At 67.1% G+C, this 22,432-nt stretch carries 20 protein-coding genes; 7 read left to right on the top strand and 13 right to left on the bottom strand.

The window, feature by feature from the left end; translation table 11 throughout:
* Positions 1–13 precede the first annotated feature (13 nt).
* The 4 genes from acpP to lysN all read left to right on the top strand — a co-directional run bounded on the left by acpP (position 14) and on the right by lysN (position 3,899).
* Complete coding sequence (acpP, locus tag L0C60_RS10970; protein WP_243092757.1) at positions 14–259, top strand: acyl carrier protein; 246 nt, start codon at positions 14–16, stop codon at positions 257–259.
* Positions 260–331: 72 nt separating this feature from the next.
* Positions 332–1,558, top strand: a complete 1,227-nt coding sequence (fabF, locus tag L0C60_RS10975; protein WP_243092758.1) for a beta-ketoacyl-ACP synthase II — start codon at positions 332–334, stop codon at positions 1,556–1,558.
* Positions 1,559–2,689: a deoxyguanosinetriphosphate triphosphohydrolase gene (locus L0C60_RS10980; RefSeq protein ID WP_243092759.1), complete on the top strand. Its 1,131-nt coding sequence runs from the start codon at positions 1,559–1,561 to the stop codon at positions 2,687–2,689.
* Positions 2,690–2,705: 16 nt separating this feature from the next.
* Positions 2,706–3,899 (top strand): 2-aminoadipate transaminase, encoded by a 1,194-nt coding sequence (lysN, locus tag L0C60_RS10985; RefSeq protein WP_243092760.1) that lies wholly within the window; start codon positions 2,706–2,708, stop codon positions 3,897–3,899.
* On the opposite strand, the gene L0C60_RS10990 is transcribed toward lysN, so the two are convergent.
* From L0C60_RS10990 to panB, 4 genes are read right to left on the bottom strand one after another with little or no spacing between them, the layout of a single operon-like run.
* Positions 3,882–4,544, bottom strand: a complete 663-nt coding sequence (locus L0C60_RS10990; protein ID WP_243092761.1) for a hypothetical protein — start codon at positions 4,542–4,544, stop codon at positions 3,882–3,884. The genes lysN and L0C60_RS10990 overlap by 18 nt on opposite strands.
* The gene (locus L0C60_RS10995; RefSeq protein WP_243092762.1) at positions 4,532–5,413 is read right to left on the bottom strand and encodes a DNA-methyltransferase; all 882 of its coding nucleotides are present in this window, start codon (positions 5,411–5,413) and stop codon (positions 4,532–4,534) included. The genes L0C60_RS10990 and L0C60_RS10995 overlap by 13 nt, the downstream gene beginning before the upstream one ends.
* Positions 5,410–6,345, bottom strand: a complete 936-nt coding sequence (locus L0C60_RS11000) for an RluA family pseudouridine synthase (protein ID WP_243092763.1) — start codon at positions 6,343–6,345, stop codon at positions 5,410–5,412. Before L0C60_RS11000 ends, L0C60_RS10995 begins: the two co-directional genes overlap by 4 nt.
* A gap of 16 nt (positions 6,346–6,361) precedes the next feature.
* Positions 6,362–7,147, bottom strand: a complete 786-nt coding sequence (panB, locus tag L0C60_RS11005) for a 3-methyl-2-oxobutanoate hydroxymethyltransferase (RefSeq protein ID WP_243092764.1) — start codon at positions 7,145–7,147, stop codon at positions 6,362–6,364.
* Positions 7,148–7,171: 24 nt separating this feature from the next.
* Between panB and ruvB the strand changes: the two genes are divergently transcribed.
* Together ruvB and L0C60_RS11015 are read left to right on the top strand one after the other, a co-directional pair.
* Complete coding sequence (gene ruvB, locus L0C60_RS11010; RefSeq protein ID WP_243092765.1) at positions 7,172–8,149, top strand: Holliday junction branch migration DNA helicase RuvB; 978 nt, start codon at positions 7,172–7,174, stop codon at positions 8,147–8,149.
* A gap of 1 nt (position 8,150) precedes the next feature.
* Positions 8,151–9,182 (top strand): DUF4388 domain-containing protein, encoded by a 1,032-nt coding sequence (locus tag L0C60_RS11015; protein ID WP_243092766.1) that lies wholly within the window; start codon positions 8,151–8,153, stop codon positions 9,180–9,182.
* Here L0C60_RS11015 and L0C60_RS11020 read toward each other — a convergent pair.
* Complete coding sequence (locus tag L0C60_RS11020; RefSeq protein WP_243092767.1) at positions 9,179–10,534, bottom strand: tetratricopeptide repeat protein; 1,356 nt, start codon at positions 10,532–10,534, stop codon at positions 9,179–9,181. The two genes, L0C60_RS11015 and L0C60_RS11020, sit on opposite strands and share 4 nt — an antisense overlap.
* A 74-nt stretch (positions 10,535–10,608) precedes the next feature.
* On the opposite strand from L0C60_RS11020, the gene ftsH reads away from it, so the two are divergent.
* The gene (ftsH, locus tag L0C60_RS11025) at positions 10,609–12,456 is read left to right on the top strand and encodes an ATP-dependent zinc metalloprotease FtsH (RefSeq protein WP_243092772.1); all 1,848 of its coding nucleotides are present in this window, start codon (positions 10,609–10,611) and stop codon (positions 12,454–12,456) included.
* On the opposite strand, the gene L0C60_RS11030 is transcribed toward ftsH, so the two are convergent.
* The 8 genes from L0C60_RS11030 to L0C60_RS11065 form a co-directional block, all read right to left on the bottom strand.
* Complete coding sequence (locus L0C60_RS11030) at positions 12,453–13,985, bottom strand: FAD-dependent oxidoreductase (RefSeq protein ID WP_243092768.1); 1,533 nt, start codon at positions 13,983–13,985, stop codon at positions 12,453–12,455. The two genes, ftsH and L0C60_RS11030, sit on opposite strands and share 4 nt — an antisense overlap.
* A complete protein-coding gene (gene glpK / locus L0C60_RS11035; RefSeq protein ID WP_243092769.1) occupies positions 13,986–15,473 on the bottom strand; it encodes a glycerol kinase GlpK in 1,488 nt (495 codons plus the stop codon).
* On the bottom strand, positions 15,470–16,516 hold the full coding sequence (gene galT, locus L0C60_RS11040) for a galactose-1-phosphate uridylyltransferase (RefSeq protein WP_234508213.1): 1,047 nt from the start codon (positions 16,514–16,516) through the stop codon (positions 15,470–15,472). Before galT ends, glpK begins: the two co-directional genes overlap by 4 nt.
* The gene (locus L0C60_RS11045; RefSeq protein WP_234508211.1) at positions 16,500–17,930 is read right to left on the bottom strand and encodes a glycoside hydrolase family 36 protein; all 1,431 of its coding nucleotides are present in this window, start codon (positions 17,928–17,930) and stop codon (positions 16,500–16,502) included. Before L0C60_RS11045 ends, galT begins: the two co-directional genes overlap by 17 nt.
* A 2-nt stretch (positions 17,931–17,932) precedes the next feature.
* The gene (locus tag L0C60_RS11050) at positions 17,933–19,870 is read right to left on the bottom strand and encodes a beta-galactosidase (RefSeq protein ID WP_234508209.1); all 1,938 of its coding nucleotides are present in this window, start codon (positions 19,868–19,870) and stop codon (positions 17,933–17,935) included.
* A gap of 4 nt (positions 19,871–19,874) precedes the next feature.
* Positions 19,875–20,705 (bottom strand): carbohydrate ABC transporter permease, encoded by an 831-nt coding sequence (locus tag L0C60_RS11055; protein WP_234508207.1) that lies wholly within the window; start codon positions 20,703–20,705, stop codon positions 19,875–19,877.
* Positions 20,702–21,466: a carbohydrate ABC transporter permease gene (locus L0C60_RS11060; RefSeq protein ID WP_243092770.1), complete on the bottom strand. Its 765-nt coding sequence runs from the start codon at positions 21,464–21,466 to the stop codon at positions 20,702–20,704. Before L0C60_RS11060 ends, L0C60_RS11055 begins: the two co-directional genes overlap by 4 nt.
* Before the next feature lie 130 nt (positions 21,467–21,596).
* Positions 21,597–22,355 (bottom strand): extracellular solute-binding protein, encoded by a 759-nt coding sequence (locus L0C60_RS11065; RefSeq protein ID WP_243092771.1) that lies wholly within the window; start codon positions 22,353–22,355, stop codon positions 21,597–21,599.
* Between the last annotated feature and the right edge of the window lie 77 nt (positions 22,356–22,432).

The following is a 22,432-nucleotide window of genomic DNA, read 5'->3' on the forward strand; positions in this document are numbered from 1 at the left end:
CAGGGAGGTTTCCATGACGGAGCAGGAAATCTTTGAAAAGGTCAAGGCGGTTATCGCGGACAAGCTCCAGGTGGAGCCGGAGAAGGTGACCCTCGAGGCCCGCTTCATTGAGGACCTGGGGGCGGACTCCCTGGACACCGTGGAGCTCATCATGGGCCTGGAGGACGAGTTCGGCCTGGAGATCTCCGACGAGGAGGCGGAGAAGATCCGCACCGTGAAGGATGCGGTGGCGTACATCAAGGGCAAGCTAGGAGCCTAGAAGGGGCGCCGGACCGGGTTCTCTAGGATGGAGCCCCGTCCGGCGCTTTCCTTTTGGCGGTATACTGCCCCCATGCGACGCGTGGTGGTCACCGGCCTCGGGGCCCTCACCCCCATCGGGGTGGGGCAGGAGGCTTTCCACAAGGCCCAACTGGAAGGCAGGAGTGGGGTCCGCCCCATCACCCGGTTTGACGCCTCGGCGCTTCCCGTGCGCATCGCCGCCGAGGTGGACGTGGACCCCGAGGCCTTCTTGGACAAGAAGGAGATCAAGCGCCTGGACCGCTTCGCCCAGTACGCCCTCATCGCCGCCGAACTGGCCCTCAAGGATGCCGGGCTGGAACCGGGTGCCCTGGACCCCGAGCGGGTGGGCACCCTGGTGGGCACCGGCATCGGGGGCATGGAAACCTGGGAGGCGCAGAGCAAGGTCTTCCTGGAAAGGGGCCCTAACCGCCTCAGCCCCTTCTTCATCCCCATGATGATCGCCAACATGGCCTCGGCCCACATCGCCATGCGCTACGGCTTCATGGGGCCCTCCACCACCGCCGTCACCGCCTGCGCCACGGGCTCGGACGCCATCGGCCAAGCCTTCCGCATGATCCAGTGGGGAGAGGCGGACGTGGTCCTGGCCGGGGGCACGGAGGCCGCCATCACCCCCATGGCCATCGGGGCTTTCGCCGTGATGCGGGCCCTTTCCACCCGGAACGAGGAGCCCCATAAGGCGAGCCGCCCCTTCACCCTAAGCCGGGACGGGTTCGTCATGGGGGAGGGGGCGGGGGTGTTGGTCCTCGAGGCCTACGAGCACGCCCTGAAGCGGGGGGCCAGGGTCTACGCCGAGATCGTGGGCTTTGGCCGGAGCGCTGACGCCCACCACATCACCGAGCCCCACCCCGAGGGGAAAGGGGCTGCCTTGGCCATGCGCCGGGCCCTGGAGGACGCCCAGGTGCCCCCCGAGGCCGTGGGCTACATCAACGCCCACGGCACCTCCACCCCCGTGGGGGACCGGGCGGAGGTCCTGGCCATCAAGCAGGTCTTCGGGGAGCACGCCAAGCGGCTCATGGTTTCCAGCACCAAGAGCATGATCGGCCACCTCCTGGGGGCGGCGGGGGCGGTGGAGGCCATCGCCACGGTGCAGGCCCTCTACCACGGGGTCATCCCCCCCACCATCAACCTGGAGGACCCCGACCCCGAGCTGGACCTGGACTTCGTCCCCGAGCCCCGGGAGGCCAAGGTGGACTACGCCCTTTCCAACTCCTTCGCCTTTGGCGGCCACAACGCCGTCCTCCTCTTCAAGCGGGCCTAGATGCTTTTCCCTAGGGAAACCCTTCTGGAACTGGAGGCGAACCGCCTCGCCCCTTACGCGCAAAAGGCCAAGGACACCCAGGGGCGCCTCCACCCCGAGCCCGAGTCCCCTTTCCGCACCCCCTACCAGAAGGACCGGGACCGCATCCTTCACACCACCGCCTTCCGCCGCCTGGAGTACAAGACCCAGGTGCTTCCGGGCTGGGCGGGGGACTACTACCGCACCCGCCTCACGCATACCCTGGAGGTGGCCCAGGTATCCCGCTCCATCGCCCGGGCCCTCGGCCTCAACGAGGACCTCACCGAGGCCATCGCCCTCTCCCACGACCTGGGCCACCCCCCCTTCGGCCACACGGGGGAGAAGGTCCTGCACGAGCTCATGAAGGACCACGGGGGGTTTGAGCACAACGCCCATGCCCTGCGCATCCTCACCCACCTGGAGGTGCGCTACCCGGGCTTCCGCGGCCTCAACCTCACCTACGAGGTCCTGGAGGGCATCGCCACCCACGAGGCCGCCTACGTCCCCGGCTTCAAGGAGGTGTACCCGGGGCAGGGGACCCTCGAGGCCCAGGTGGTGGACCTCTCCGACGCCATCGCCTACGCCGCCCACGACCTGGACGACGGGCTCAGGGCGGGGCTTTTGCGCCCGGAGGAGCTATTGGAAGTCCCCCTCCTCAAGGCCCTAGCCCAGGAGGAAGGGCTGGACCTCCTGAGGCTTCCCGAGTTGGAAAGGCGGGTTTTGGTGCGGCAACTCCTGGGCTACTTCATCACCGCCGCCATTGAGGCCACCCACGCCCGCCTGGAGGCGGCGAAGGTGCAAAGCGCCGAGGCGGTGCGCCGCCACCCAAGCCGCCTCGCCGCCCTCACGGAGGAGGCGGAACGGGGGCTTAAGGAGCTCAAGGCGTTTTTGCTGGAACGCTTCTACCGCCACCCCGAGGTGCTCCGGGAGAGGCTCAAGGCGGAAACCGCCCTGGAAGGGCTTTTCCGCGCCTACACCCGCTACCCGGAAACCCTGCCCAGGGAGGTACAGGGGCGCATCCTCGAGGAGGGCCTGGAGCGGGCGGTGTGCGACTACATCGCCGGCATGACGGACCGCTACGCCCTGGAGGCTTACCGCCGCCTTTTCCCCTAAGGCGTAAAATGGGTAAGTGAAAACCCTAGACTGGAATACCCTTTTTGGCGAAAGGGCGAGCCGTATCCAAGCCTCCACCATCCGGGAGCTCCTAAAGCTCACCCAGCGCCCTGGAGTCATCAGCTTCGCCGGGGGGCTTCCCGCCCCCGAGCTTTTCCCCAAGGACCTGGCGGCGGAAAAGGCGGCGGCCATCCTCCGGGATAAGGGCGAAGTGGCCCTGCAGTACGGGCCCACGGAGGGCTACTTCCCCCTAAGGACCTGGGTGGCGGAATGGCTCGGGGTAAGCCCGGAGGAAGTCCTCATCACCACGGGAAGCCAGCAGGCCTTGGACCTCCTGGGCAAGGTCTTCCTGGACGAGGGAAGCCCCCTCCTCCTGGAAGCCCCCAGCTACATGGGGGCCATCCAGGCCTTCCGCCCCTATGGCCCCCGCTTCCGCACCGTGCCCGCCGGGGAGGAGGGGCCGGACCTCGAGGCCCTGGAGGAGGCCCTTAGGGAGGAGCGCCCCCGCTTCCTCTACCTCATCCCCTCCTTCCAAAACCCCTCGGGGGGCCTCATGCCCCTTCCCGCCCGCAAGCGCCTCCTGGAGATGGTCATGGAGCGGGGCCTCGTGGTGGTGGAGGACGACGCCTACCGGGAGCTCTACTTTGGCGAAAGCCGGCTTCCAAGCCTCTTTGAGCTCGCCCGGGAGGCGGGCTACCCCGGGGTCATCTACCTGAGTAGCTTCTCCAAAATCCTCGCCCCGGGCCTCAGGGTGGCCTTCGTGGCTGCCCACCCCGAGGCCATCCTGAAGCTCACCCAGGCCAAGCAGGGGGCGGACCTCCACACCCCCGTCCTCAACCAGATGCTGGTCCACGCCTTGGTGCAGGAGGGCTTCCCCGAACGCCTCGCCCTCATCCGCCGAACCTACCGGGAGAAGGCGGAGGCCATGCTCGCCGCCCTGGACCGGGAGATGCCCGAAGGGGTGCGCTACACCCGGCCCAAGGGGGGCATGTTCGTCTGGATGACCCTGCCCCAGGGGCTTTCCGCGGAGCGCCTCTTCCAGCGGGCCATAGAGGAGAGCGTGGCCTTCGTGCCCGGCGGCCCCTTCTTCGCCAACGGGGGCGGGGAGAACACCCTAAGGCTTTCCTACGCCACCATGGACCGGGCCCGGATAGAAGAGGGCGTGCGCCGCCTGGGGAGGGCGCTGAAGGGCCTACTCGCCCTCGTCTAGGAAAAGGAGGGGCTCCCGCTGGCGCAAGGCCGCCACCAACGCATCCAAAAAAGCCTCGCCCGCGCAGACCGTTTCTTTGGGGTTTCGCAGAAGCGGCTTTCTGCGGCTATCCATCTCCAAGACCCAGTGGGCCTCCACAAGCCCTTGGGCCCAAAGGGGGGGCCGCCTTTGGGCTAAGGCGGCCAGGCCTTCCTTAAAGCGGGCATAGATGGGAAGGAGTTCGTCCCCTTCGGGTCGCTTGTAGGTGCCCTTCCGCTTGGTAGGGGCGCCGTGGTCCAACACCACCACGTACCCCACCACCACCTCCGGGAAAAGCATCTGTACGGAGGAGACCTCCCCCACCAAGTCATCCAGGCGGTTAGGCCACGAACCCGAAGGGTTTCGCAGAATGGACTTGAGGGAAAGGAGGAGCCGGGGCTTTTTAGGCTCCACAGGGTAAACCAAGCCCAGGTCCCACGATTTTTCCCGCGCCAGGCCGGGCACCTGGACCTCCTCTGCCAGATAGGGCCAAAGCTTGCGGGGAAGGCGGTCCCTTAGCCGCTTTACCAAGTACTGGGCCAGGCCGCCTTGGCGCCCGCTGTCCTGGGAGGAGGAGCCCAGCACCCCTTGCAAAAGGCGCTCCAACTCCCTGGCTAGCTGGTCCATCCCCAAACCTCCAGGGGTTGAAGGGAAGCCCCAGGGACCTCGCGGACGAAGCGCTTTTGGGCGAGCTCGGCGTACTGGGGCACAAGCTCCACCCCCAAGGCCCTCCGCCCCCACCGGGCGGCGGCGATGAGGGTGGTGCCGGTGCCGGCGAAGGGGTCCAGGACCACGTCCCCCACGAAGCTAAACATGCGCACGAGCCTCTCGGCGAGCTCCAGGGGGAAGGGAGCGGGGTGGGCCTTGGTGCTCTCCCCCGGGATGTCGTCCCAGATCTGCCGGAACCAACGGGCAAAGAGGTCCTTGGGGATTTTGGAAGCCTCCCGTTGCTCGGGGGTGGGCTTGCGGTAGCCCCCGGGCTTCCGTTGCATGAGGATGTACTCCACCTCGGTCTTGATGATGGCCCCGGGCTCGTAGGGCTTGCCCAAGAAGAAACCGGGGCGGTCCGCCTCGAGGGCGGCGTTCGTGTGCTTGTGCCAAAGGATGGGGTTCAGGTTGTCAAAGCCCATCTTCCGGCACCGCACCTGGATGTCGGCGTGGAGGGGGAAGACCAGGTGCCGCCCGAAGCGCTTCCGGGCCACGGCCACGTCCCCCACCACCACGATGAGCCTCCCCCCGGGCACCAGCAGGCGGTACACCTCCCGCCACACCCGGTCCAGCTCGTCCAGGAAAGCCTCGTAGTCCTCCACGTGGCCGAGCTGGCCGGGCACGTCCTCGTAGCGCTTCAGGGTCCAGTAGGGGGGAGAGGTGAGGACCAGGTGCACGGAGGCGTCGGGGAAAGCGCTCAGGACCTCCCGGGCATCCCCCACGTAGAGGGCGTGCTGCCCTTTGGGCGCTTCCACCTCTGCCGCCGGAAGGGCCTGGGAACCGTTCATTGGGCTTCAGTATATCCTTCCAAGCGGATGCCCTCCGGCCACACCCCCCCTACCGCCTCCCAGGCCTGGGCCATGTCCGAAGGTACGGGGGCCAGGAACTCCAGGATGCGCCCGGTGCGGGGATGGGGGATCCGGAGCTCGTAGGCGTGGAGGGCCTGGCGGGGGATATGGGGGCTTCTCCTGCCGTAAACCTCATCCCCCAGGATGGGGGCCTTGAGGTGCTTCAGGTGCACCCGGATCTGGTGGGTGCGGCCCGTGTAGGGCCTGGCCTCCACCAGGGCGTAGGGCCCTGCGGTGGCGAGGACCCTAAACTCCGTCTCGGCGTACCGAGGGGCCACGCCTCCCACGTGCATCTTGTGCCGCTCCACCGGGTGGCGCCCAATGGGGGCGATGAGGGTCCCCTCCTTAGGGTGCCCCTCGGTGAGGGCCAGGTAGCGCTTCATCACCAGCCGGTCGCGGAAGGCCCGGGAAAGGGCCTCCACCGCCCCCGGGCGCTTGGCCACCACCAAAACGCCGCTCGTGTCCTTGTCCAGGCGGTGGACGATGCCCGGGCGCACCAGCTCGGGCCGCATGGGCGGTAGGGCTTCGGGAACCTCCAAATAGCGGCCCAAAAGGGCGTTCACCACGGTACCCGTGTAGACCCCGGGGGCGGGATGGGTGAGGAGGCCTGGGGGCTTGTTCAGGACCAGGAGGTCCTCGTCCTCGTAGAGCACGGGGATGGGAAGGTCTTCCGGGACCACCATGGGGCTTTCCTCGGGCGGGTCCACGTGGACTTCTTCTCCCTTGAGGCGGTAGGCGGGCTTTTCCACCACCCTGTTCCCCACCCGCACCCGGCCCTGGGCGATCCAGGCCTGGGCGCGGGCCCGGCTCACGCCGCAAGCCTCGGCCACCGCCTGGTCCAGGCGCACGCCTTCCGCCTGAAAGCGCACCACGCTCCCCATTGTAGGGCTAGAAGCTGTGCTCAGGGCCAGGGAAAACCCCCTCCCGCACCTCCTTGGCGTACTGGGCCAGGGCTTCTTGGATAAGTTTCCCCGCCTCCAGGTAGCGCTTCACGAAGCGGGGCTTGAACTCCCCGTAAAGCCCCACCACATCGTGAAAGACCAGGACCTGGGCGTCCGTATAGGGCCCAGCCCCGATGCCCACCGTGTGGATGGAAAGCTTCTCCGTGATCTCCTTGGCCAAAGGGGTGGGCACCATCTCCAGCACCACCCCGTAAGCCCCTGCCTCCTCCAGGGCCAAGGCGCCCTTTAGGATGCGCTCCGCCTCCTCTCGGCGCTTGCCTTGGAGCTTATAGCCCCCAAGCTGGCTTGCCGTCTGGGGGGTGAGGCCCACGTGGCCCAGGACCGGCACCCCGGCCCGGGTGAGGCCCCTCACGATTTCCGCCACCTCCTCGCCCCCCTCCAGCTTCACCGCATCCGCCCCGCCCTCCTTGAGAAGGCGCTCCGCTGCCCCTAGGGCCCGGTCCAAGGTGGCGTAGGAGAGGTAGGGCAGGTCCGCCACCAGGAAGGTGTTGGGGGCTCCCCGCCTGGCCGCCTTGGTGTGGTGGAGCATCTCCTCCAGGGTGACGGGGACGGTGGAGGGGTAGCCCAGCACCACCATGCCCAAGGAGTCCCCCACCAGGATGGCGTCCACCCCCGCCTCCTCCGCCAGGCGGGCCGTGGGGTAGTCGTAGGCGGTGAGGTAGACGAGCCTTTTGCCCTTGGCCTCGCGAAACTCCTTCACCGTGCGCCGCACGGGAAAAGGCTATCATGAAAGGGCGTGGAGGTTTACCCGGACCTTGCCCTAAGGCCCAAGACCCTGGACGAGTACATCGGCCAGGAGCGGCTCAAGAGGAAGCTCAGGGTCTACCTCGAGGCCGCCAAGGCCCGGGGGGAGCCCCTGGAGCACCTCCTCCTCTTCGGGCCCCCTGGCCTCGGCAAGACCACCCTAGCGCACGTCATCGCCCACGAGCTCGGGGTGAACCTGCGCATCACCTCGGGGCCGGCCATAGAAAAGCCCGGGGACCTGGCCGCCATCCTCGCTAACTCCCTGGAGGAGGGGGACATCCTCTTCATTGACGAGATCCACCGCCTAAGCCGCCAGGCGGAGGAGCACCTCTACCCGGCCATGGAGGACTTCAAGATGGACATCGTCATCGGCCAGGGGCCGGCGGCGAGGACCATCCGCCTGGAGCTTCCCCGCTTCACCTTGATCGGGGCCACCACCCGCCCAGGCCTCATCACCCCGCCCTTAAGAAGCCGCTTCGGCATCGTGGAGCACCTGGAGTACTACACCCTGGAGGAGCTTGCCCTGGGGATCAAACGGGACGCCCGCCTCCTTGGGGTGGAGATCACCGAGGAGGCCGCCTTGGAGATCGCCAAGCGGAGCCGGGGGACCATGCGCATCGCCAAGCGCCTCTTCCGCAGGGTGCGGGACTTCGCCCAGGTGGCGGGGGAAGGGGTCATCACCGCCGAAAGGGCCAAGGAGGCCCTGGCCGCCCTAGGCCTGGACGAGCTCGGCCTGGAGAAGCGGGACCGGGAGATCCTCGAGGCCCTCATCCTCCGCTTCGGCGGCGGCCCCGTGGGCCTCGCCACCCTGGCCACGGCGGTGTCCGAAGACCCCGGGACCCTGGAGGAGGTGCACGAGCCCTACCTCATCCAGCAGGGCCTCCTCAAGCGCACCCCCAGGGGGCGGGTGGCCACGGAGAGGGCCTACCGCCACCTGGGCTACCCGCCCCCCGCAGAACCCCTCCTCTAGCATGATCCGGGCCACCCTGGAAGAACTGGACCTGGGCGAGCTCTTAAAGGCCCTCGCCGCCCAGCGGAAAAGCGCCGTGGTGGCCTTCCAGGGGCGCATCTACGGCCGGGTCCACCTCCTCTATGGGCGCATCCTCTACGCCCGCACGGAGCCCGGGCCCCACCTGGGGGAGTACCTGGTGCGCCTCGGCCACCTGAGCCTGGAGGAGGTGCAGGCCCTGGTGGAGCGCCAGGGCCGGGAAAACCCCGGCACCCCCTTGGGGGCCTTGGCCCTGGAGCTCGGCCTCATCGGGGAGGAGGAGCTAAGGGAGGCCCTGGAGGCCCAGGTCCTGGAGGCCTTGGCCACCCTCCTGGGGGAAAAGGAAGGGGAGATCCTGGCCGAGCCCCTCACGGAGGGGAGCCAGGTGGCCCTTCCCCACACCCTGGACACGGACGCCGCCCTCATGGAGGCGGCGAGGCGCCTGGACGAGTGGCGCCGGGGCCAGGTGGACCCGGACGAGGTCCTCCACCTGGTGGAAGACCCCACCCGCCACCCCCTTTCCCCCGAGGCCTGGGCGGTGTTGGAGCACCTGGACGGGGTGCGGCGGGCGCGGAGCGTGGCCCTCCTTTCCGGCCTGCCAGAGGAGGAGGTGTACCACCTCCTCTTTGAGCTCAAAAGCCGGGGCCTGGTGCGCCCCTCCACCCTCCTGGCGGAGGACCCCTTGGTCCTCATCCTGGCGGAAAGCGGGGTGGTGCGCAGGCTCCTCCTTTACCTCCTCGAGGCCCACCGCTTCCGCGTCCTCTTGGCCAAGGACCTGGAGATGGCCCTGAGGCTCCTCAAGGAAAGGCCCAAGGGGGTCATCCTCCAAGGGGAAAAGGCCCTGGAATGGGCCCGCAAAATCCGGGGCCACCCCGAAGGGAAACTGGCCTCCTTGTACCTGGTGAGCGAAACCCCCCCAGGCCTCCTCTTCCGCCCCCTAAGGGTCCTCCACCTGCCCAGGCCCCTGCGGCCCCAGGAGGTGCTCAAGGCCCTAAGCCCCCTGCGGCGGGGCTAGTTGGGCCGCCTGCCCTGGCGCAGGATGGCCTCCGCCCGCTCCCGGTAGGCGAGGAGGGCCTGGTACCACTCGTCGGCGGGGTGGACGTGGGGAAGGACCGCCTCGGCGCGGGCCAGGATCTCCTCGGGGGAGCGGTAGCCCAACTGGGCCAGGGTGTCCACCACCATCTCCTGGGCCCCCACCCACTCCCGGCTCCCCTCCTCGGAAAGCTCCGCCGCCTTGCGGTAGTGGGCCAAGGCCTCCTCCAGGTGCATGAGGTCGTAGGCCACGTGGCCCAGGATGAGCTCCCCCGCCGCCTCCGCCCCCTGGGCCATGGCCTCCTTAGCCACGCTTTCCGCCTCCTGGTAGCGCCCTTGGCGGTAAAGGGCCTCCGCCAGGTCCGCCAGGGCCTGGGCCCGGTAGGGGTAGCCCTCCTCCTCCAGGAGGGCCCGCAGGTGCTCCTCGGCCTCCAGATAGGCCCCCTGGTCCAAGGCCGCCACCCCCATCTCGTGGAGGACGTAGGGGCGCTCCTCCCCTTGGGCCCGCCCCAGGGCCTCCCGAAAAGCCGCCATGGCCTCCTCGTGGCGGCCTAGCCTCTGGAGGATCTGGCCCATGAGGAGGGGGGTGCCGTAGGCCTTGTGGCCGCTTTCCTCCTCCTTCCGCAAGGCCTCCTGCACCTCCTCGAGGGCGCGGTTGGGGTTTTCCAAAAGGAGATGGGCCCGGGCCAGGAGGTAGTGGCGGGTGGCGGCGTCCTCGGCCCCCTCCATCTCCCCCACCTCCCCTTCCGCCTCCCCCAAGGCCAGAAGCGCCCTCTCCCCTTCCCCCGCCTCCACCCACATGGCGGCGGCGTCCAGGAGGAGCCAGTAGCGCTCAAGCCCCAAGGCGAGCTCCGCCCCCCGCTCGTAGGCCATGGCCGCCTCCCGGTGGCGGCCAAGCCGCTCCAAAGCCCTCCCCTTCAGGGCCTCCGCCCGCCAGGCCAAAAAGGCGGGAAGCCCCTCCTTAAGCGTTCCCAGAACCTCCTCAAAGCGGCCCAGGTAGAAGAGGGCCTGGGCCTGGTGGTAGAGGGCCCGGGGGTCCTCCGTGGGGAGAAAGAGGGGGAGGACTTCCCGCTCGCTTCGGCCTTCCAAGGCCAAGAGCTCCGCCAAGAGGGCCCGGTAAAGGGGACTAAACTCCAGCCCCCCAAGCTCGTAGGCCTCCTCCAGGGCCCGGTGGGCCCGCTCTAGCCCCTCCTCCCCGTAGAGGCTATGCACCTCGGCGAGGAGCAGGAGGGCCTCCCGGGCCTCCTCCTTGGAGCCGAAGAGGGCCTTGCGGGTAAGGCGCTCTATGGCGGTATCGTAGTCCCCCTGGTGCAGGGCCTCGAGGACCCCCCTCATCGCCGCTAGAGGATACCACAGCCTTCAGTCCTCTCACCCGGTAAGGCGCTACCATAGGGCAAGGGAGGTAGATGTTGCCGCAACGCTTGAACCCTTTCACCCTAATCTTCCTGCTCCTCTTAGGCTACTTGGCCTATACCGCCTTCACCGGCCCCCCAGCCCCCACCCTCTCCTACACCGGTTTCCGGGACCTGGTGCGCCAGGGCAAGGTGGCCGAGGTCACCCTGGAGGAAACCCGCATCCTGGGCACGCTAAAGGAGCCCGAGCGCTTCCCCACCCCCCAAGGAGGCACCCAGGTGGCCCGCCGCTTCCAGGTGCCCCTGCCCCCCGTCCAGGTGGCGGACCCCGAGCTCTTGCGCTTCCTGGAGGAAAACGGGGTCCGGGTGGTCACCAAGACCCCCTCCTTCTGGCCCCAGCTCCTCCTCTACGTGGGGCCCACCCTCCTCCTCATCCTCTTCTTCTGGTTCTTCTTCATGCGGGCCCAGGGCGGGGCCGGCCAGGTGATGCAGTTCGGCCAAAGCCGGGCCAAGCTCTACGGCAAGGAGCGGAAGGTCAACACCACCTTCAAGGACGTGGCCGGGCACGAGGAGGCCAAGCGCGAACTGATGGAGGTGGTGGACTTCCTCAAAAACCCCAAGAAGTACCTGGAGTTGGGGGCGGAGATCCCCAAAGGCGTCCTCCTGGTAGGCCCCCCGGGCACGGGCAAAACCCTTCTGGCCCGGGCGGTGGCGGGGGAGGCAGGGGTGCCCTTCTTCTCCGTTTCCGCCAGCGAGTTCATGGAGATGTTCGTGGGGGTGGGGGCAAGCCGGGTGCGGAGCCTCTTTGAGGACGCCCGCCGCAACGCCCCCAGCATCATCTTCATTGACGAGCTAGACTCCATCGGCCGCAAACGGGGGGCCGGCATCGGGGGCGGCCACGACGAAAGGGAGCAGACCCTGAACCAAATCCTTTCCGAGATGGACGGCTTTGAGAAGGACACCTCCGTCATCGTCCTCGCCGCCACCAACCGCCCCGACATCCTGGACCCCGCCCTCCTCCGCCCCGGGCGCTTTGACCGCCAGGTGGTGGTGGGCCTCCCCTCCTTGGAGGAGCGGAAGGACATCCTCCTGGTGCACATGCGGGGCAAGCCCATCGCCGAGGACGTGGACGCCCTGGAGCTCGCCCACCTCACCCCCGGCTTCTCCGGGGCCGACCTCAAGAACCTGGTGAACGAGGCGGCCCTCCTCGCCGCCCGGGACGGGGAAAAGAAAATCCGCAAGGAGCACTTCCTCAAGGCCCTGGACAAGATCGTCCTGGGCCTGGAGCGCCCCGCCCTCAAGCTTTCCCCCGAGGAGAAGCGGGCCGTGGCCTACCACGAGGCGGGCCACGCCGTGGTGGGCGAGGTCCTGCCCCACGCCGACAAGACGGAAAAGGTGTCCATCGTCCCCCGGGGCATGGCCCTGGGAGCCCGGTGGAGCAAGCCGGAAGAACGGGTCCTGGTTTCTCGGGAGCACCTCATGGACGAGCTTTCCGTCCTCATGGCGGGCCGGGTGGCGGAGGAGCTTTTCACCGGCACCGTGACCACCGGCGCCCAGGACGACTTCAAGCGGGCCACCCAGATCGCCAAGCGCATGGTCCTGGACTGGGGTATGGGGGAGCACTTCAAGAACATCGCCTGGGGCTCGGACTCCGGCCCCATCTTCCTGGGAGAGGAGATCGCCAAAAAGAAAGACCACTCCGAGGAAACCGCCCGCCTCATTGACCAGGACATCCGGAAGATCCTGGACGAAGCCTACGCCCGGGCCCGGGAGGTCCTCCTGGCCCACGCCGAGGCCATGCACCGCCTGGCGGAAGAACTCCTCCGGGAGGAGACCATCCCCGGGGAAAGGGTGCGGGCCATCCTGCGGGAAACGCAGGCGGTGCAACGGGCGGAGGAGGGCTAGCAAAGCCCCGGGAGGGCGGCCCGGGCCTCCTCCAGCTCCGCCCGGGCCCTCCCTTCGTCCCAGCCCAGGAGGGGGGCCATGAGGGCCACCACCCGGGGCAGGGCCTGTTGCGCCGCCTCCTGGTCCAAAAGGGCCAAGCCCATCCGCCGGGCGAGCACGTCCAGGGGCTTCTGGGCCAACTCCTTGCGCACGGCGTGGACCACCTCCCCCTCCAGGTAAGGGAGGCCAGGCAGGAGGGGCCTATCCCCCAAGGCCGCCACCTCCCCCGCCTCTGTGCCGTAGGTGGCGTAGAGGTGTTCCGCCACCCCCTCGGGGAGGTCCAAGGAGGGCTTGGGCCCCGCCCCCAGGAGGGGGGTGGCGTGGGAGGTGGAGGGGGGAAGCCCGAGGCCCAGGTCCCGGTCCAACCGGTCCACGAGGTCCTGGGCCATGAGGCGGAAGGTGGTCCACTTGCCCCCCGTGAGGGTGTAAAGCCCCCTCTCCTCGGCGATGAGGTGGTCCCGCACCAAGAGCCGGGTCTCCCCCCGCCCCACCAGGGGCCTGAGCCCGGACCAGACCGCCCGGATATAGGGGGAGAGGTCCCCCAGGTAAGGCCTTACCTCCTCCAGGAGGTAGGCCACCTCCTCCTCCCGGGGCAGGGGGCAGAAGGTGGCCTCGGCGGGCAGGTCGGTGGTGCCCAAGAGGGCCTTCCCCCGGTAGGGCAGGAGGAAGAGGACGCGGCCGTCCCGGGTCCTGGGGATGAGGAGGCCCGTCTTGAGGGGGTAGTCCAGGACCAGGTGGGCCCCGCTGGAGGGGGTGAGGAGGGGGGGCAGGTGGGGGTCCAGGAGGCGGCGGGTAGCGTCGGTGAAGGGACCCGTGGCGTTCACCACCGCCTTGGCGTAGACCTCCACCTCCCTGCCCGTGAGGCGGTCCTTGACCACCGCCCCCGCCACCCTGCCCCCCTTGAGGAGGAAGGCGTGGGCCTCCGCGTGGTTCAGGGCCAGGGCACCCCGCCTTAGGGCGGAGCGGAGGAGGGCGAGGAGGAGGCGGTGGTCCTGGAACTGGCCGTCCCAGTAGAGGATCCCCCCCAGGGTCTTGGGGAGGCCGGGGAAGAGCCCGGCCACCTCCTTGGGGGGGAGGTAGCGGGTGGGCCCAAGGCGCCGCTTCCCCGAGAAGAGGTCGTAGAGGAGGAGGCCCGTCCCGTAGTAGGGGAGCTCCAGGGGGCGGAAGAGGGGGGTGAGGAGGGGGAGGGGGTGGGCCAGGTGGGGGGCCAGGTCCATCACCACCTTGCGCTCCCGAAGGGCCTCCGTCACCAGCTTCAGTTGCCGTCCGTCCAGGCGCCTCAGGGCGAGTTCCAGGTAGCGCACCCCCCCGTGGAGGAGCTTGGTGGAGCGGCTGCTGGTTCCCGAGGCGAAGTCCCGGGCCTCCACCAAGGCCGCCTTGAGCCCCCTCAGGGTGGCCTCCCACAGGACCCCCGCCCCCGTGGCCCCACCCCCCAGGACCAGGAGGTCCCACGGCTCCTTAAGCCGTTCCCACAGGGCTTCCCGGTCCACCTACCCCTCCTGGGCCCAGCCCCTGGCCCGCTCCACCGCCCGCCGCCAGCCCCGGTACAGGGCCTCCCGCCTCGCCTCCGGCATCCGGGGCAGGAACCGGGCCTCCTCCCGCCAAAGGGCGGGGAGGTCCCGCAGGGAAAGCGCCCCCGCCCCGATCCCCGCCGCAAAGGCCGCCCCCAAGGCGGTGGTCTCCGTGGTCTTCGGCCGGAGCACCGGCACCCCCAGGAGGTCCGCTTGGATCTCCAGGAAGAGGCCGTTCTGCGCCATACCCCCGTCCGCCTTCAGGGCCTTCAGGCTAAGCCCCGCCGCCTTGGCCATGGCCCAGGCCACCTCCCCCACGGAGAAGGCCACCCCCTCCAGGGCCGCCCGCACCAGGTGGGCCCGCCCCGTCCCCCGGGTAAGCCCCAGGATGGCCCCCCGGGCGTAGGGGTCCCAGTAAGGGGCCCCAAGCCCCGTGAAGGCGGGGACGAAGTAGACCCCGCCCGTATCCTCCACCCCCCGGGCCAAGGCCTCCACCTCGTGGCTCCCCCCAAGGAGGCCCACCTCCTCCAGCCACCCCACCGCCGCCCCCGCCACGAAGACGCTCCCCTCCAGGGCGTAGGCCGCCTTGCCCTCCAGGTGCCAGGCCAGGGTGGTGAGGAGGCCCCCCTCGGCCAAGACCGGCTTTTCCCCCGTGTTCAGGAGGAGGAAGGCCCCCGTGCCGTAGGTGCACTTCCCCTCCCCCGCCCCCAAGGCCGCCTGCCCCAAAAGCGCCGCCTGCTGGTCCCCAAGGACCCCTCGGATGGGAATGGGGGCCCCCAAAAGCCCAGGAAGGGTCTCCCCGAAGTCCCCGTCCGAGGGCCGCACCTCGGGGAGGAGGGCCCTTGGGATGCCCAAGGCGGCGAGAAGCTCCTCGTCCCAGGTGAGGGTTTCCACGTTAAAGAGGAGGGTCCGGCTGGCGTTGGTGGGGTCGGTGGCGTGCACCCTGCCCCCCGTGAGGTTCCAAAGGAGCCAGGTGTCCACGGTGCCGAAGCACACCTCTCCCCTTTCCGCCCGCTCCCTCAGCCCAGGCACGTGCTCCAAAAGCCAAAGGAGCTTGGTGGCGGAGAAGTAGGGGTCCAGAAGGAGCCCCGTGCGCGCCCGGAAAAGCCCCTCCAGGCCCCGCCCCCGCAGGGCCTCGCAAAGGGAAGCGGTCCTGCGGTCCTGCCAGACGATGGCGTTGTGGAGGGGCCGCCCCGTATCCCTTTCCCACACCAAGGTGGTCTCCCGCTGGTTGGCGATGCCCAAGGCCAGCACCGCCTCAGGCCCCACCCCCGCCCGGCGCAGGGCCTCCCTCGCCGCCCAAAGCTGGCTCTCCCAGATCTCCCAGGGGTCGTGCTCCACCCAGCCCGGCTCCGGGTAGTGCTGGGCGAAAGCCCGCTGCGCCAGGGCCACCACCTCCCCCTCCAGGGTGAAGAGAATGGCCCGGCTGGACGTGGTGCCTTGGTCTAGGGCCAAAAGGTATTTCATAACGCCTCCCTAAGCCGCTTCGCCGTTTCCTCCGGAAGGGCGTCCACCACGAAGGTACCCGCCCCAAGCTCCGTGCCCGCCAGGAACTTGAGCTTGTCCTGGGTGCGCTTGGGGGGGTAGAACTCCACGTGGAAGTGGAAGGTGCGCTCCTCCCCCAAGGGGGCAGCGTGGAAGACCATCACGTAAGGGAAGGGTTCGCCGAAAAGGGCATCGTACCGGGCCACCACCCGGCCGAGAAGCCGGGCGAAGGCTGCCATCTCCGCCTCCGAAAACGTCCAGGGGCCTGGGTGCCGTTCCCGGGGGGCGACCCAGACCTCGTAGGGGTAGCGGGCGAAGGGAGGGACAAAGGCCAAGAAGCCCTCCTCTTCGTCCACCCGGTAGGCCTCGAGGCCCGGGAAAAGCTCTAGGAGCACGGGCCGCTCGCGGAAAGCCGCGCTTTCCCGCTCCAAAAGGGGCGGCACAAAGGGGTAGGCGTAGATCTGCCCGTGGGGGTGGTGCAGGGTCACCCCCACCGCCTCCCCCCGGTTCTCAAAAGGCATGACGAAGCGCACCCCCGGGAGGCTATAGAGGGCCTGGTACCGGTCCCGCCACACCCAGGCCAGAAGAAGCCTTTCCTCCTCGGAAAGGGTGGCCAGGCTTCCCGTGTGCAGGGGCGTGTAGACCACCACCTCGCACCGGCCCCGGGCGGCCTCCGTGGCCACGGGGAGGCCCGAGGGTGGGGGCGGCGGGGATGGGACCAGGGCGGGGAAGCGGTTCTCAAAGACCGCCACCTGGAAGCGGGCAAAAGGGATCTCCGTGGGGAAGGCCCCTTCCCGGCTCGGGCACAAGGGGCAGTGCTCCTTGGGGGGAAGGAAGGTGCGCTCCTGGCGGTGGGCGGCGTAGACCACCCACTCCTTCCGCAAGGGGTGGTAGCGGAGGTGGGGCGCGGCGTGAAAGGCCTCCTCCCCCTCCGGCAAGGGCGCCTCCTCCAAAGGGCTTAGGCCGTAGAGGATGAGCTCCCGGCCATCCCGCTTGCGGTGGTGGCGTTTAAAGAAGGGAGGCATAGTCCAGGACCTCCTCCCCGCAACGAAAACGGTAGGGACCAAGCCGCTCCACCCCTCCCTCGTCCGCTAAAAAGCTCCGAAGGCGCGCCTCCTCTTCCGGCAGAAGCCAAGAGGGGGGGTCCGAGGTAGCCTTGAAGCCGGTGTACCGCGCCAAAACCTCTTGTAGCCGCATGGCCTCCGGGGAGAGGAGGTTAAAACGGGTACGGAAGAAAACCACATCGGGATCTACTTGAACGTTTTCCCGAAGCCAAAGCCGGTGCAAAGTGGCGCGCAGGGCGTTTCTGAGCCCAGGGCCCGTGGGGTCGCCAAGCCAGAGGGAACGGTCCTCGTTATCCCAGTAGGGGGCCACGTCGGGGCCTACCCTAAACCCGTCCGCTAACCCCAAGGAGGCCAAGATGGGCGCCCCACAAAAGAGCAAATAGGCGTCCCCCGCCGCCTGGCGCACCCGCTCCATAGCTACACGATACCGCCCCTCGCCCTCCGCCCCGGGAAGGGAGGCTGCATAGAGGAAGTCCAGCTTCAGGTAATCGTAGCCCCAGGAACGCACCTTCTGGATAAGGCCCTCCACCCAGGAAAGAACCTCCTCCTTACCCGCATCCAGGGCCAAAAGAGGTTTTCCCCAGTTAAAGCCCGCAGGAAGGGGCCGGCCCTCCCGGTCCCGGAGGAGCCAGTCCGGATGGGCGCGCACGAGGGGACTGTCCGCCGTGACCAAAAAAGGGGCAAGCCAAAGCCCTGGCCGCAGACCCTTCGCCCTGATCCGCTCCGCCAAATAGGCCATGCCGTGGGGAAAGCGCTCGTTGGCCTCCCAGTCGCCCAAAGCCCTCTGCCAACCGTCGTCCACCTGAAAGACCTCAAAGGGGTAGCCTGCCACCTCTTCCAGAACCTCAAGGAGGCGCGCCTCGCTTATGTCCGTATAAAAGGCGTACCAGGAGCACCAGACCCTAGGCGGCCCCCCAGAAAGGCGGCGGGGGAGGAGCCGGGCGTAGGCGGAAAAGACCTCCTCCTCAGACCCCCAAGCCAAGAACCACTCCCCTTTGTCCCCCTCCAGCCGGCCCAGGAGCAGGTCCGGCCGGCCCAGAACCCGAGCCCCTACCCCCAGAGCCCCCAAAAGGAGCACCTGCCCCTCGGGGCCGCGCAGGGCACCGAGCCCACTGCCCCACCACTCCGAGGCACGAAGCAGGAAAGGATCATCGGCCTGGGGCTGGCGCTCTGGGGGAAGAAGAGGAACCGGCGGCCGGGAAAGCGAAACCCAGGCGGCCAGGCTCCAGCTCTGCCAGCCGTGGCGGAAGAAAGCCTCCCCCCAAAAAGGGGGGTAGACCCGCACCTCTCGGCCCTCGAGGCGTAGCCCCCCCGGAACCGCCGTCACCCCCTCCGCTTCCAGGGCCACCTCGAGGCTCCCCAGCTTTACCCGCATCCCTACTCCTCCTCCCACACCGCCACCTCATACGGGGGGAGCTTCGGCCCTCCCAAGAGGAAACGAACCCCTGGAGGGGTGGGAAGGGCCGCCTCCTCAGGGCCATAGTTAAAGGCAAACACCAAATGACCCCTCCGCCGCAAGCGCAGGCCAGGAGGAAGGGGCTTTGGCGAAAGCCCTCCCTCTTGGGCCAAGCTCGCCAGCAAGGTAACGAGGAGCTCGGGGCTGGGCCAAGCGGCGAGGTAAAGGTAGCGCCCGGTACGGAACAAAGCCCCCCGGCCATCGGCAAAACGCAACAGGGGGCTTAGGTCCGTTTCCACCCACTCCCGCCATAGGCCCAAAGAAAACCGCCCCAAAGGGCCTTCCGCCTCTTCCTTTAACCCCGGCGGCAGGCTTTCCACGCGCACCACCTTCAGGGGGAGAAGGGCCTGCAGAGGCCCTGGAGGAAGCGCTTGGGGAATGTGGAAGTTCGCCGTCTTGCTCCCGCTTCTGGGACCCCAAAGGACGATGCCATCGGCTTCCCTAAAGGCACTTAGAACCTCCTCCCGCACGATGGGCAGGCTCGGTACCAACACCAACCGGTAGCCCTGCAAGGCAGCTCCCGGCGGAACGATATCCACGTCCAACCCGAGCCGCCTGGCTGCGCTATAGAAGAGGAACACCAAGGCCAGGTAGTTCCACTCGGCCCCTTGAGGCTGGATCTCGTAAACCCAAGGGGCTTCGGGGTCATAGACCAAGGCCACGGGGGCCCGCTCGTACGGGGGCAAGGGAAGCCTCCCCAACTCCTCCGCCACCCGCCGCACCTCAAAGAAAGCCACATCCGGAGCATAGTCTGGACGGTGCAGGCCGGCGTGCATCTCCTCCTGGGCAAAAGGCACCTGCCGCCACCGGAAGTAGGAAACCACCTCCGCCCCGTGGGCCAAGGCCTCCCAGGTCCAAAGGCGCACCATGCCCGGCGCGGGGCTCGGGTTGTGGGGTGCCCAGTTTACCGGGCCCGGTTGTTGCTCCATCACCCAAAACCGCCCTCGCCCCACCGCCCGGTAAAGGTCATGGTTGAAGGCCGCCACGTCCGGGTGGCCGGTCCTGGCGTAGAGCAGCTTCTCCTCCTCGGGAAGGGGCATGAGGTCGGTGAAGCCCAGAGGATAACTGTCCCAGCTGGCGAAGTCCAGGTCCTCTCCCAAGGGAAAAGGATTTAGGTCCGTAAAAAAACCCATGAAGTTGTGCGTGATGAACTTCCCCGGGGCATGGGCCCGAAGGATTTCCACCTGGAGGCGGTTGTATCGCCGCACCTGCTCCGAGGCGAAGCGGTAATAGTCCAGAAGATGGCTAGGGTTGGCCTCGGCCACGGTGAGGTTGGGGAGTTCCACCTCCTGGAAGGTGCGGTAGCGTTGGCTCCAAAAGGCAGCCCCCCAGGCCTGGTTAAGGGCGTCTATGTTCCCGTAGCGCTCCTCAAGCCACTTTCTAAAGGCGCCTTGGCAACGCTCGCAATAGCAGCGCACCGTCCCGTGGCAGCCATATTCGTTATCCGTCTGGAAGCCCGCCACTGCAGGGTGCTTGCCGTAGCGCTCCGCCAAGAGCGTGACGATGCGGCGGGTCTCCTCCCGGTAGGCGGGGCTACTGAAGCAGTAGTGACGCCGCCCTCCGAAGCGGCGCCTACGCCCCTCCTTGTCCACGGGAAGGATCTCTGGGTAACGGTCCACCAACCACTTGGGCGGCGTGGCTGTGGGCGTGCCTAGGACCACCTTCAGCCCGGACTGGGCCAAGACCTCCACCGCCTCGTCCAGCCAGGCCCAGTCCAGACGACCGGGCTCCGGCTCCAGAAGGGCCCAGGCAAACTCTCCCACCCGCACAAAGGAGAGCCCAAGCTCGCGCATCCGCTTGGCGTCCTCAGGCCAACGCTCCTTGGGCCAGTGTTCGGGGTAGTAGCAGACACCGAGCATATCCTCACTCCTTCACGGCTCCTGCCGTTATGCCCGCCACAAAGTAGCGCTGCAAAAAGAGGAAAAGCACCAAAAACGGCACCGTCATCAAGGCTGAACCCACCATAATCCCCCCCCAAGAAACCCGGGTAAGGCCGATCAGGGTGCCTAGGGCCACCGGGGCGGTGTACATGTCCTTTTGCGAAAGGATCAAGAGCGGCCAAAGGTAATCGTTCCAGGCATTTAGGAAGAGGATGAGGGCTAGCGCCGCCAAGGAAGGGCGCACCAAGGGCAAAGCGATCTGGAAGAAGATGCGCCCTTCCCCCGCTCCATCCACCCGGGCGGCGTCCAGGAGGGAGGAAGGGAGGGAAAGGAAAACCTGGCGCATGTAGAAGACCCCCAAGGCGTTCGCTAGGAACGGGAGGATAACGCCCCAGTATGTGTTGGTGAGCTTAAGGTCCCGAGCCACCAAGATGTACTGGGGAATGACCACCACGAAGTAGGGAATAGTTAAAGTAGCTACAATAAATGAGAACACCAGGGCTTTAAACCGGAACTCGTACACGGCGAGGGCATACCCCGCCAGGGCGCTGAGCAAGAGACCTCCCAGGGTGTAGAGGCCAGAAACCACCACGCTATTCGCAAGCGCCCGGAGGAAGTTGGTGTCCGCCTGGAGGCTTGCCCAATTTTCCATAAAGGCATCCCCTGGCAGAAGCGGTACGGGCACGCGGAAAATCTCCTGCTCGGGATGGGTAGCGAACACCACCATAAGCCAGAGAGGCGCCAACCACAACAGGGCTAAGGGCAAAAGGCCAGCGTGCAGGGCCAAGGCAAACCAAAACCGCTGTCTTCTCATCGCTCCCTCCACAGGCGCATCTGCAAAAAGGAGAAAAGCGCCGCCAAGAGGGCCACCGTGTAAGCGATAGCCGAAGCGTAGCCGAAGTTAAAGCTCCGAAAGCCCTGCTGGTACAGGTACACGCCCAAGGTCATGGTGGCGTTGCCGGGCCCTCCCCCCGTAATCAGGAAAGGCTCGGTGAAAAGCTGAAGCGTGCCGATAATGGAAAGCACAAGGGCAAAGAGAAGGACCGGCCGTATACCTGGCAAGGTCACGTGCCAAAACCTTTGCCAAGGACCCGCCCCGTCTAGCTCGGCCGCCTCGTAAAGCTCCTTGGGAATGCTCTGCAACCCGGCCAAAAGGATAATGGCGTTATATCCCGTCCAACGCCAGGTCAGAGCAATCACGATTACGGCCATGGCCGGGCCAGGTGCATAGAGCCAGTCATACCCCGGGTGCCCTAACGCCCGGAGAAGCGCATTCACCGCTCCAAACTCCGTGTTAAAAAGGAGACGAAAAACCGCAGAGTACGCCACAGCCCCCACCACCACAGGGGCAAAGAAGGCGAAGCGGAAGAAACCCTTGGCGCGCAAGAGAGCTGAGTTCAAGGCCAAAGCGAGAAGAAGGGCCAAAGCCAGCATTAAAGGTACCTGTACGAGAAGAATGAAGAGGGTGTTTTTGAGGGCAATCCAGAAGAAAGGGTCTTGCAGGAGACGCCCCCAGTTGACGCCGGCCTCGAGGCGCCAGGGGTAAACCCGGGTATTCAAAAAGGAGAGGTACAAGGAGTAAGCGATGGGCCATGCCCAGAAAACAGCGAAGAGAAGGGTATAAGGCGTCAGAAAAAGTAAGGGAGCGATTCTCATGATTTAGAAAAAGGGGGCTATGGCCTGCGGCCATAGCCCCTTTCGGCTTTTATCGGGCTACAGGCAACCCCGTGGCCCGGCTAATCTGCCTGGCTGCCTCGTCCAACGCCTCCTTAGCCGTCTTGTACTTCCCAGCAAGGAAGTCCGCTTGGATGGCGGTCATGATCTGCCGCGCCTCCTGGAAGTACTGCGTGCCCCTCGCGGGCGGGATCCTGCCAAGGGTCCCCAAGATCAGTTGCCAGATGGGTTGGTTGCCCCAGTAGGGTTGGGGTTGCTTAACGTAGGGATCGTTCAACGCCGGAAGGTAGGAGGGAACTAAACCGTACTCCTTGAGCATGGTGATCTGGCCTTCTGTAGTGGCCAAAGCGTGCTTGACAAAAGCCCATGCGGCCTCCTTGTTCCGGCTGGATGCGGGGATGGCCAACGCGGAACCGCCCAGGTTGGCCGCCCGCACCCCACCTTTGGTAGCGGCAGGCATCAAGTAAACACCCCACTTCCCGCTCTGATCAGGGGCATTCGTACGGATGGTCCCCTCGTACCAAGCACCAAACATGGCGCTGGCCACGGCTCCCGCCTTGATGTACTGAATTTGCTCGTTCCAACCCCCAAAGGCCACTACGCCTGCGTCCACCAGCTTCTTGATGGTATCCAAGGCGCGCACGCACCCCGGCTGGTTCACTGTAACCGCAGTGCCTTGGTTGTTGAAGTAGAAGCAGCCATTCTGGTTGGCCAGCATGCGGAACCACTCGTCGTCCTGGCCGTTGGCGATGGTGCCCATCTTCACCTTGCCGCCGGTGGCCTGAAGCATGCGCCTACCAGCCACAATAAAGTCACCCAAGTTGCTACCCAGCCATCTTCTGGGTCAGGAGACTGATGTTATGGGCC

Source organism: Thermus hydrothermalis, assembly GCF_022760925.1.
GTDB classification, from domain to species: Bacteria; Deinococcota; Deinococci; order Deinococcales; family Thermaceae; genus Thermus; species Thermus hydrothermalis.

Bases quoted from the DNA above. Each gene is read 5' to 3' on its own strand.
- galT (WP_234508213.1), bottom strand. From the start codon at position 16,516: ATGCCTCCCTTCTTTAAACGCCACCACCGCAAGCGGGATGGCCGGGAG.
- acpP (WP_243092757.1), top strand. From the start codon at position 14: ATGACGGAGCAGGAAATCTTTGAAAAGGTCAAGGCGGTTATCGCGGAC.
- L0C60_RS10990 (WP_243092761.1), bottom strand. From the start codon at position 4,544: ATGGACCAGCTAGCCAGGGAGTTGGAGCGCCTTTTGCAAGGGGTGCTG.
- L0C60_RS11050 (WP_234508209.1), bottom strand. From the start codon at position 19,870: ATGCTCGGTGTCTGCTACTACCCCGAACACTGGCCCAAGGAGCGTTGG.
- fabF (WP_243092758.1), top strand. From the start codon at position 332: ATGCGACGCGTGGTGGTCACCGGCCTCGGGGCCCTCACCCCCATCGGG.
- L0C60_RS11045 (WP_234508211.1), bottom strand. From the start codon at position 17,930: ATGCGGGTAAAGCTGGGGAGCCTCGAGGTGGCCCTGGAAGCGGAGGGG.
- glpK (WP_243092769.1), bottom strand. From the start codon at position 15,473: ATGAAATACCTTTTGGCCCTAGACCAAGGCACCACGTCCAGCCGGGCC.
- L0C60_RS11065 (WP_243092771.1), bottom strand. From the start codon at position 22,355: ATGCTTCAGGCCACCGGCGGCAAGGTGAAGATGGGCACCATCGCCAAC.
- L0C60_RS10980 (WP_243092759.1), top strand. From the start codon at position 1,559: ATGCTTTTCCCTAGGGAAACCCTTCTGGAACTGGAGGCGAACCGCCTC.
- L0C60_RS11055 (WP_234508207.1), bottom strand. From the start codon at position 20,705: ATGAGAAGACAGCGGTTTTGGTTTGCCTTGGCCCTGCACGCTGGCCTT.
- L0C60_RS10995 (WP_243092762.1), bottom strand. From the start codon at position 5,413: ATGAACGGTTCCCAGGCCCTTCCGGCGGCAGAGGTGGAAGCGCCCAAA.
- L0C60_RS11020 (WP_243092767.1), bottom strand. From the start codon at position 10,534: ATGAGGGGGGTCCTCGAGGCCCTGCACCAGGGGGACTACGATACCGCC.
- L0C60_RS11015 (WP_243092766.1), top strand. From the start codon at position 8,151: ATGATCCGGGCCACCCTGGAAGAACTGGACCTGGGCGAGCTCTTAAAG.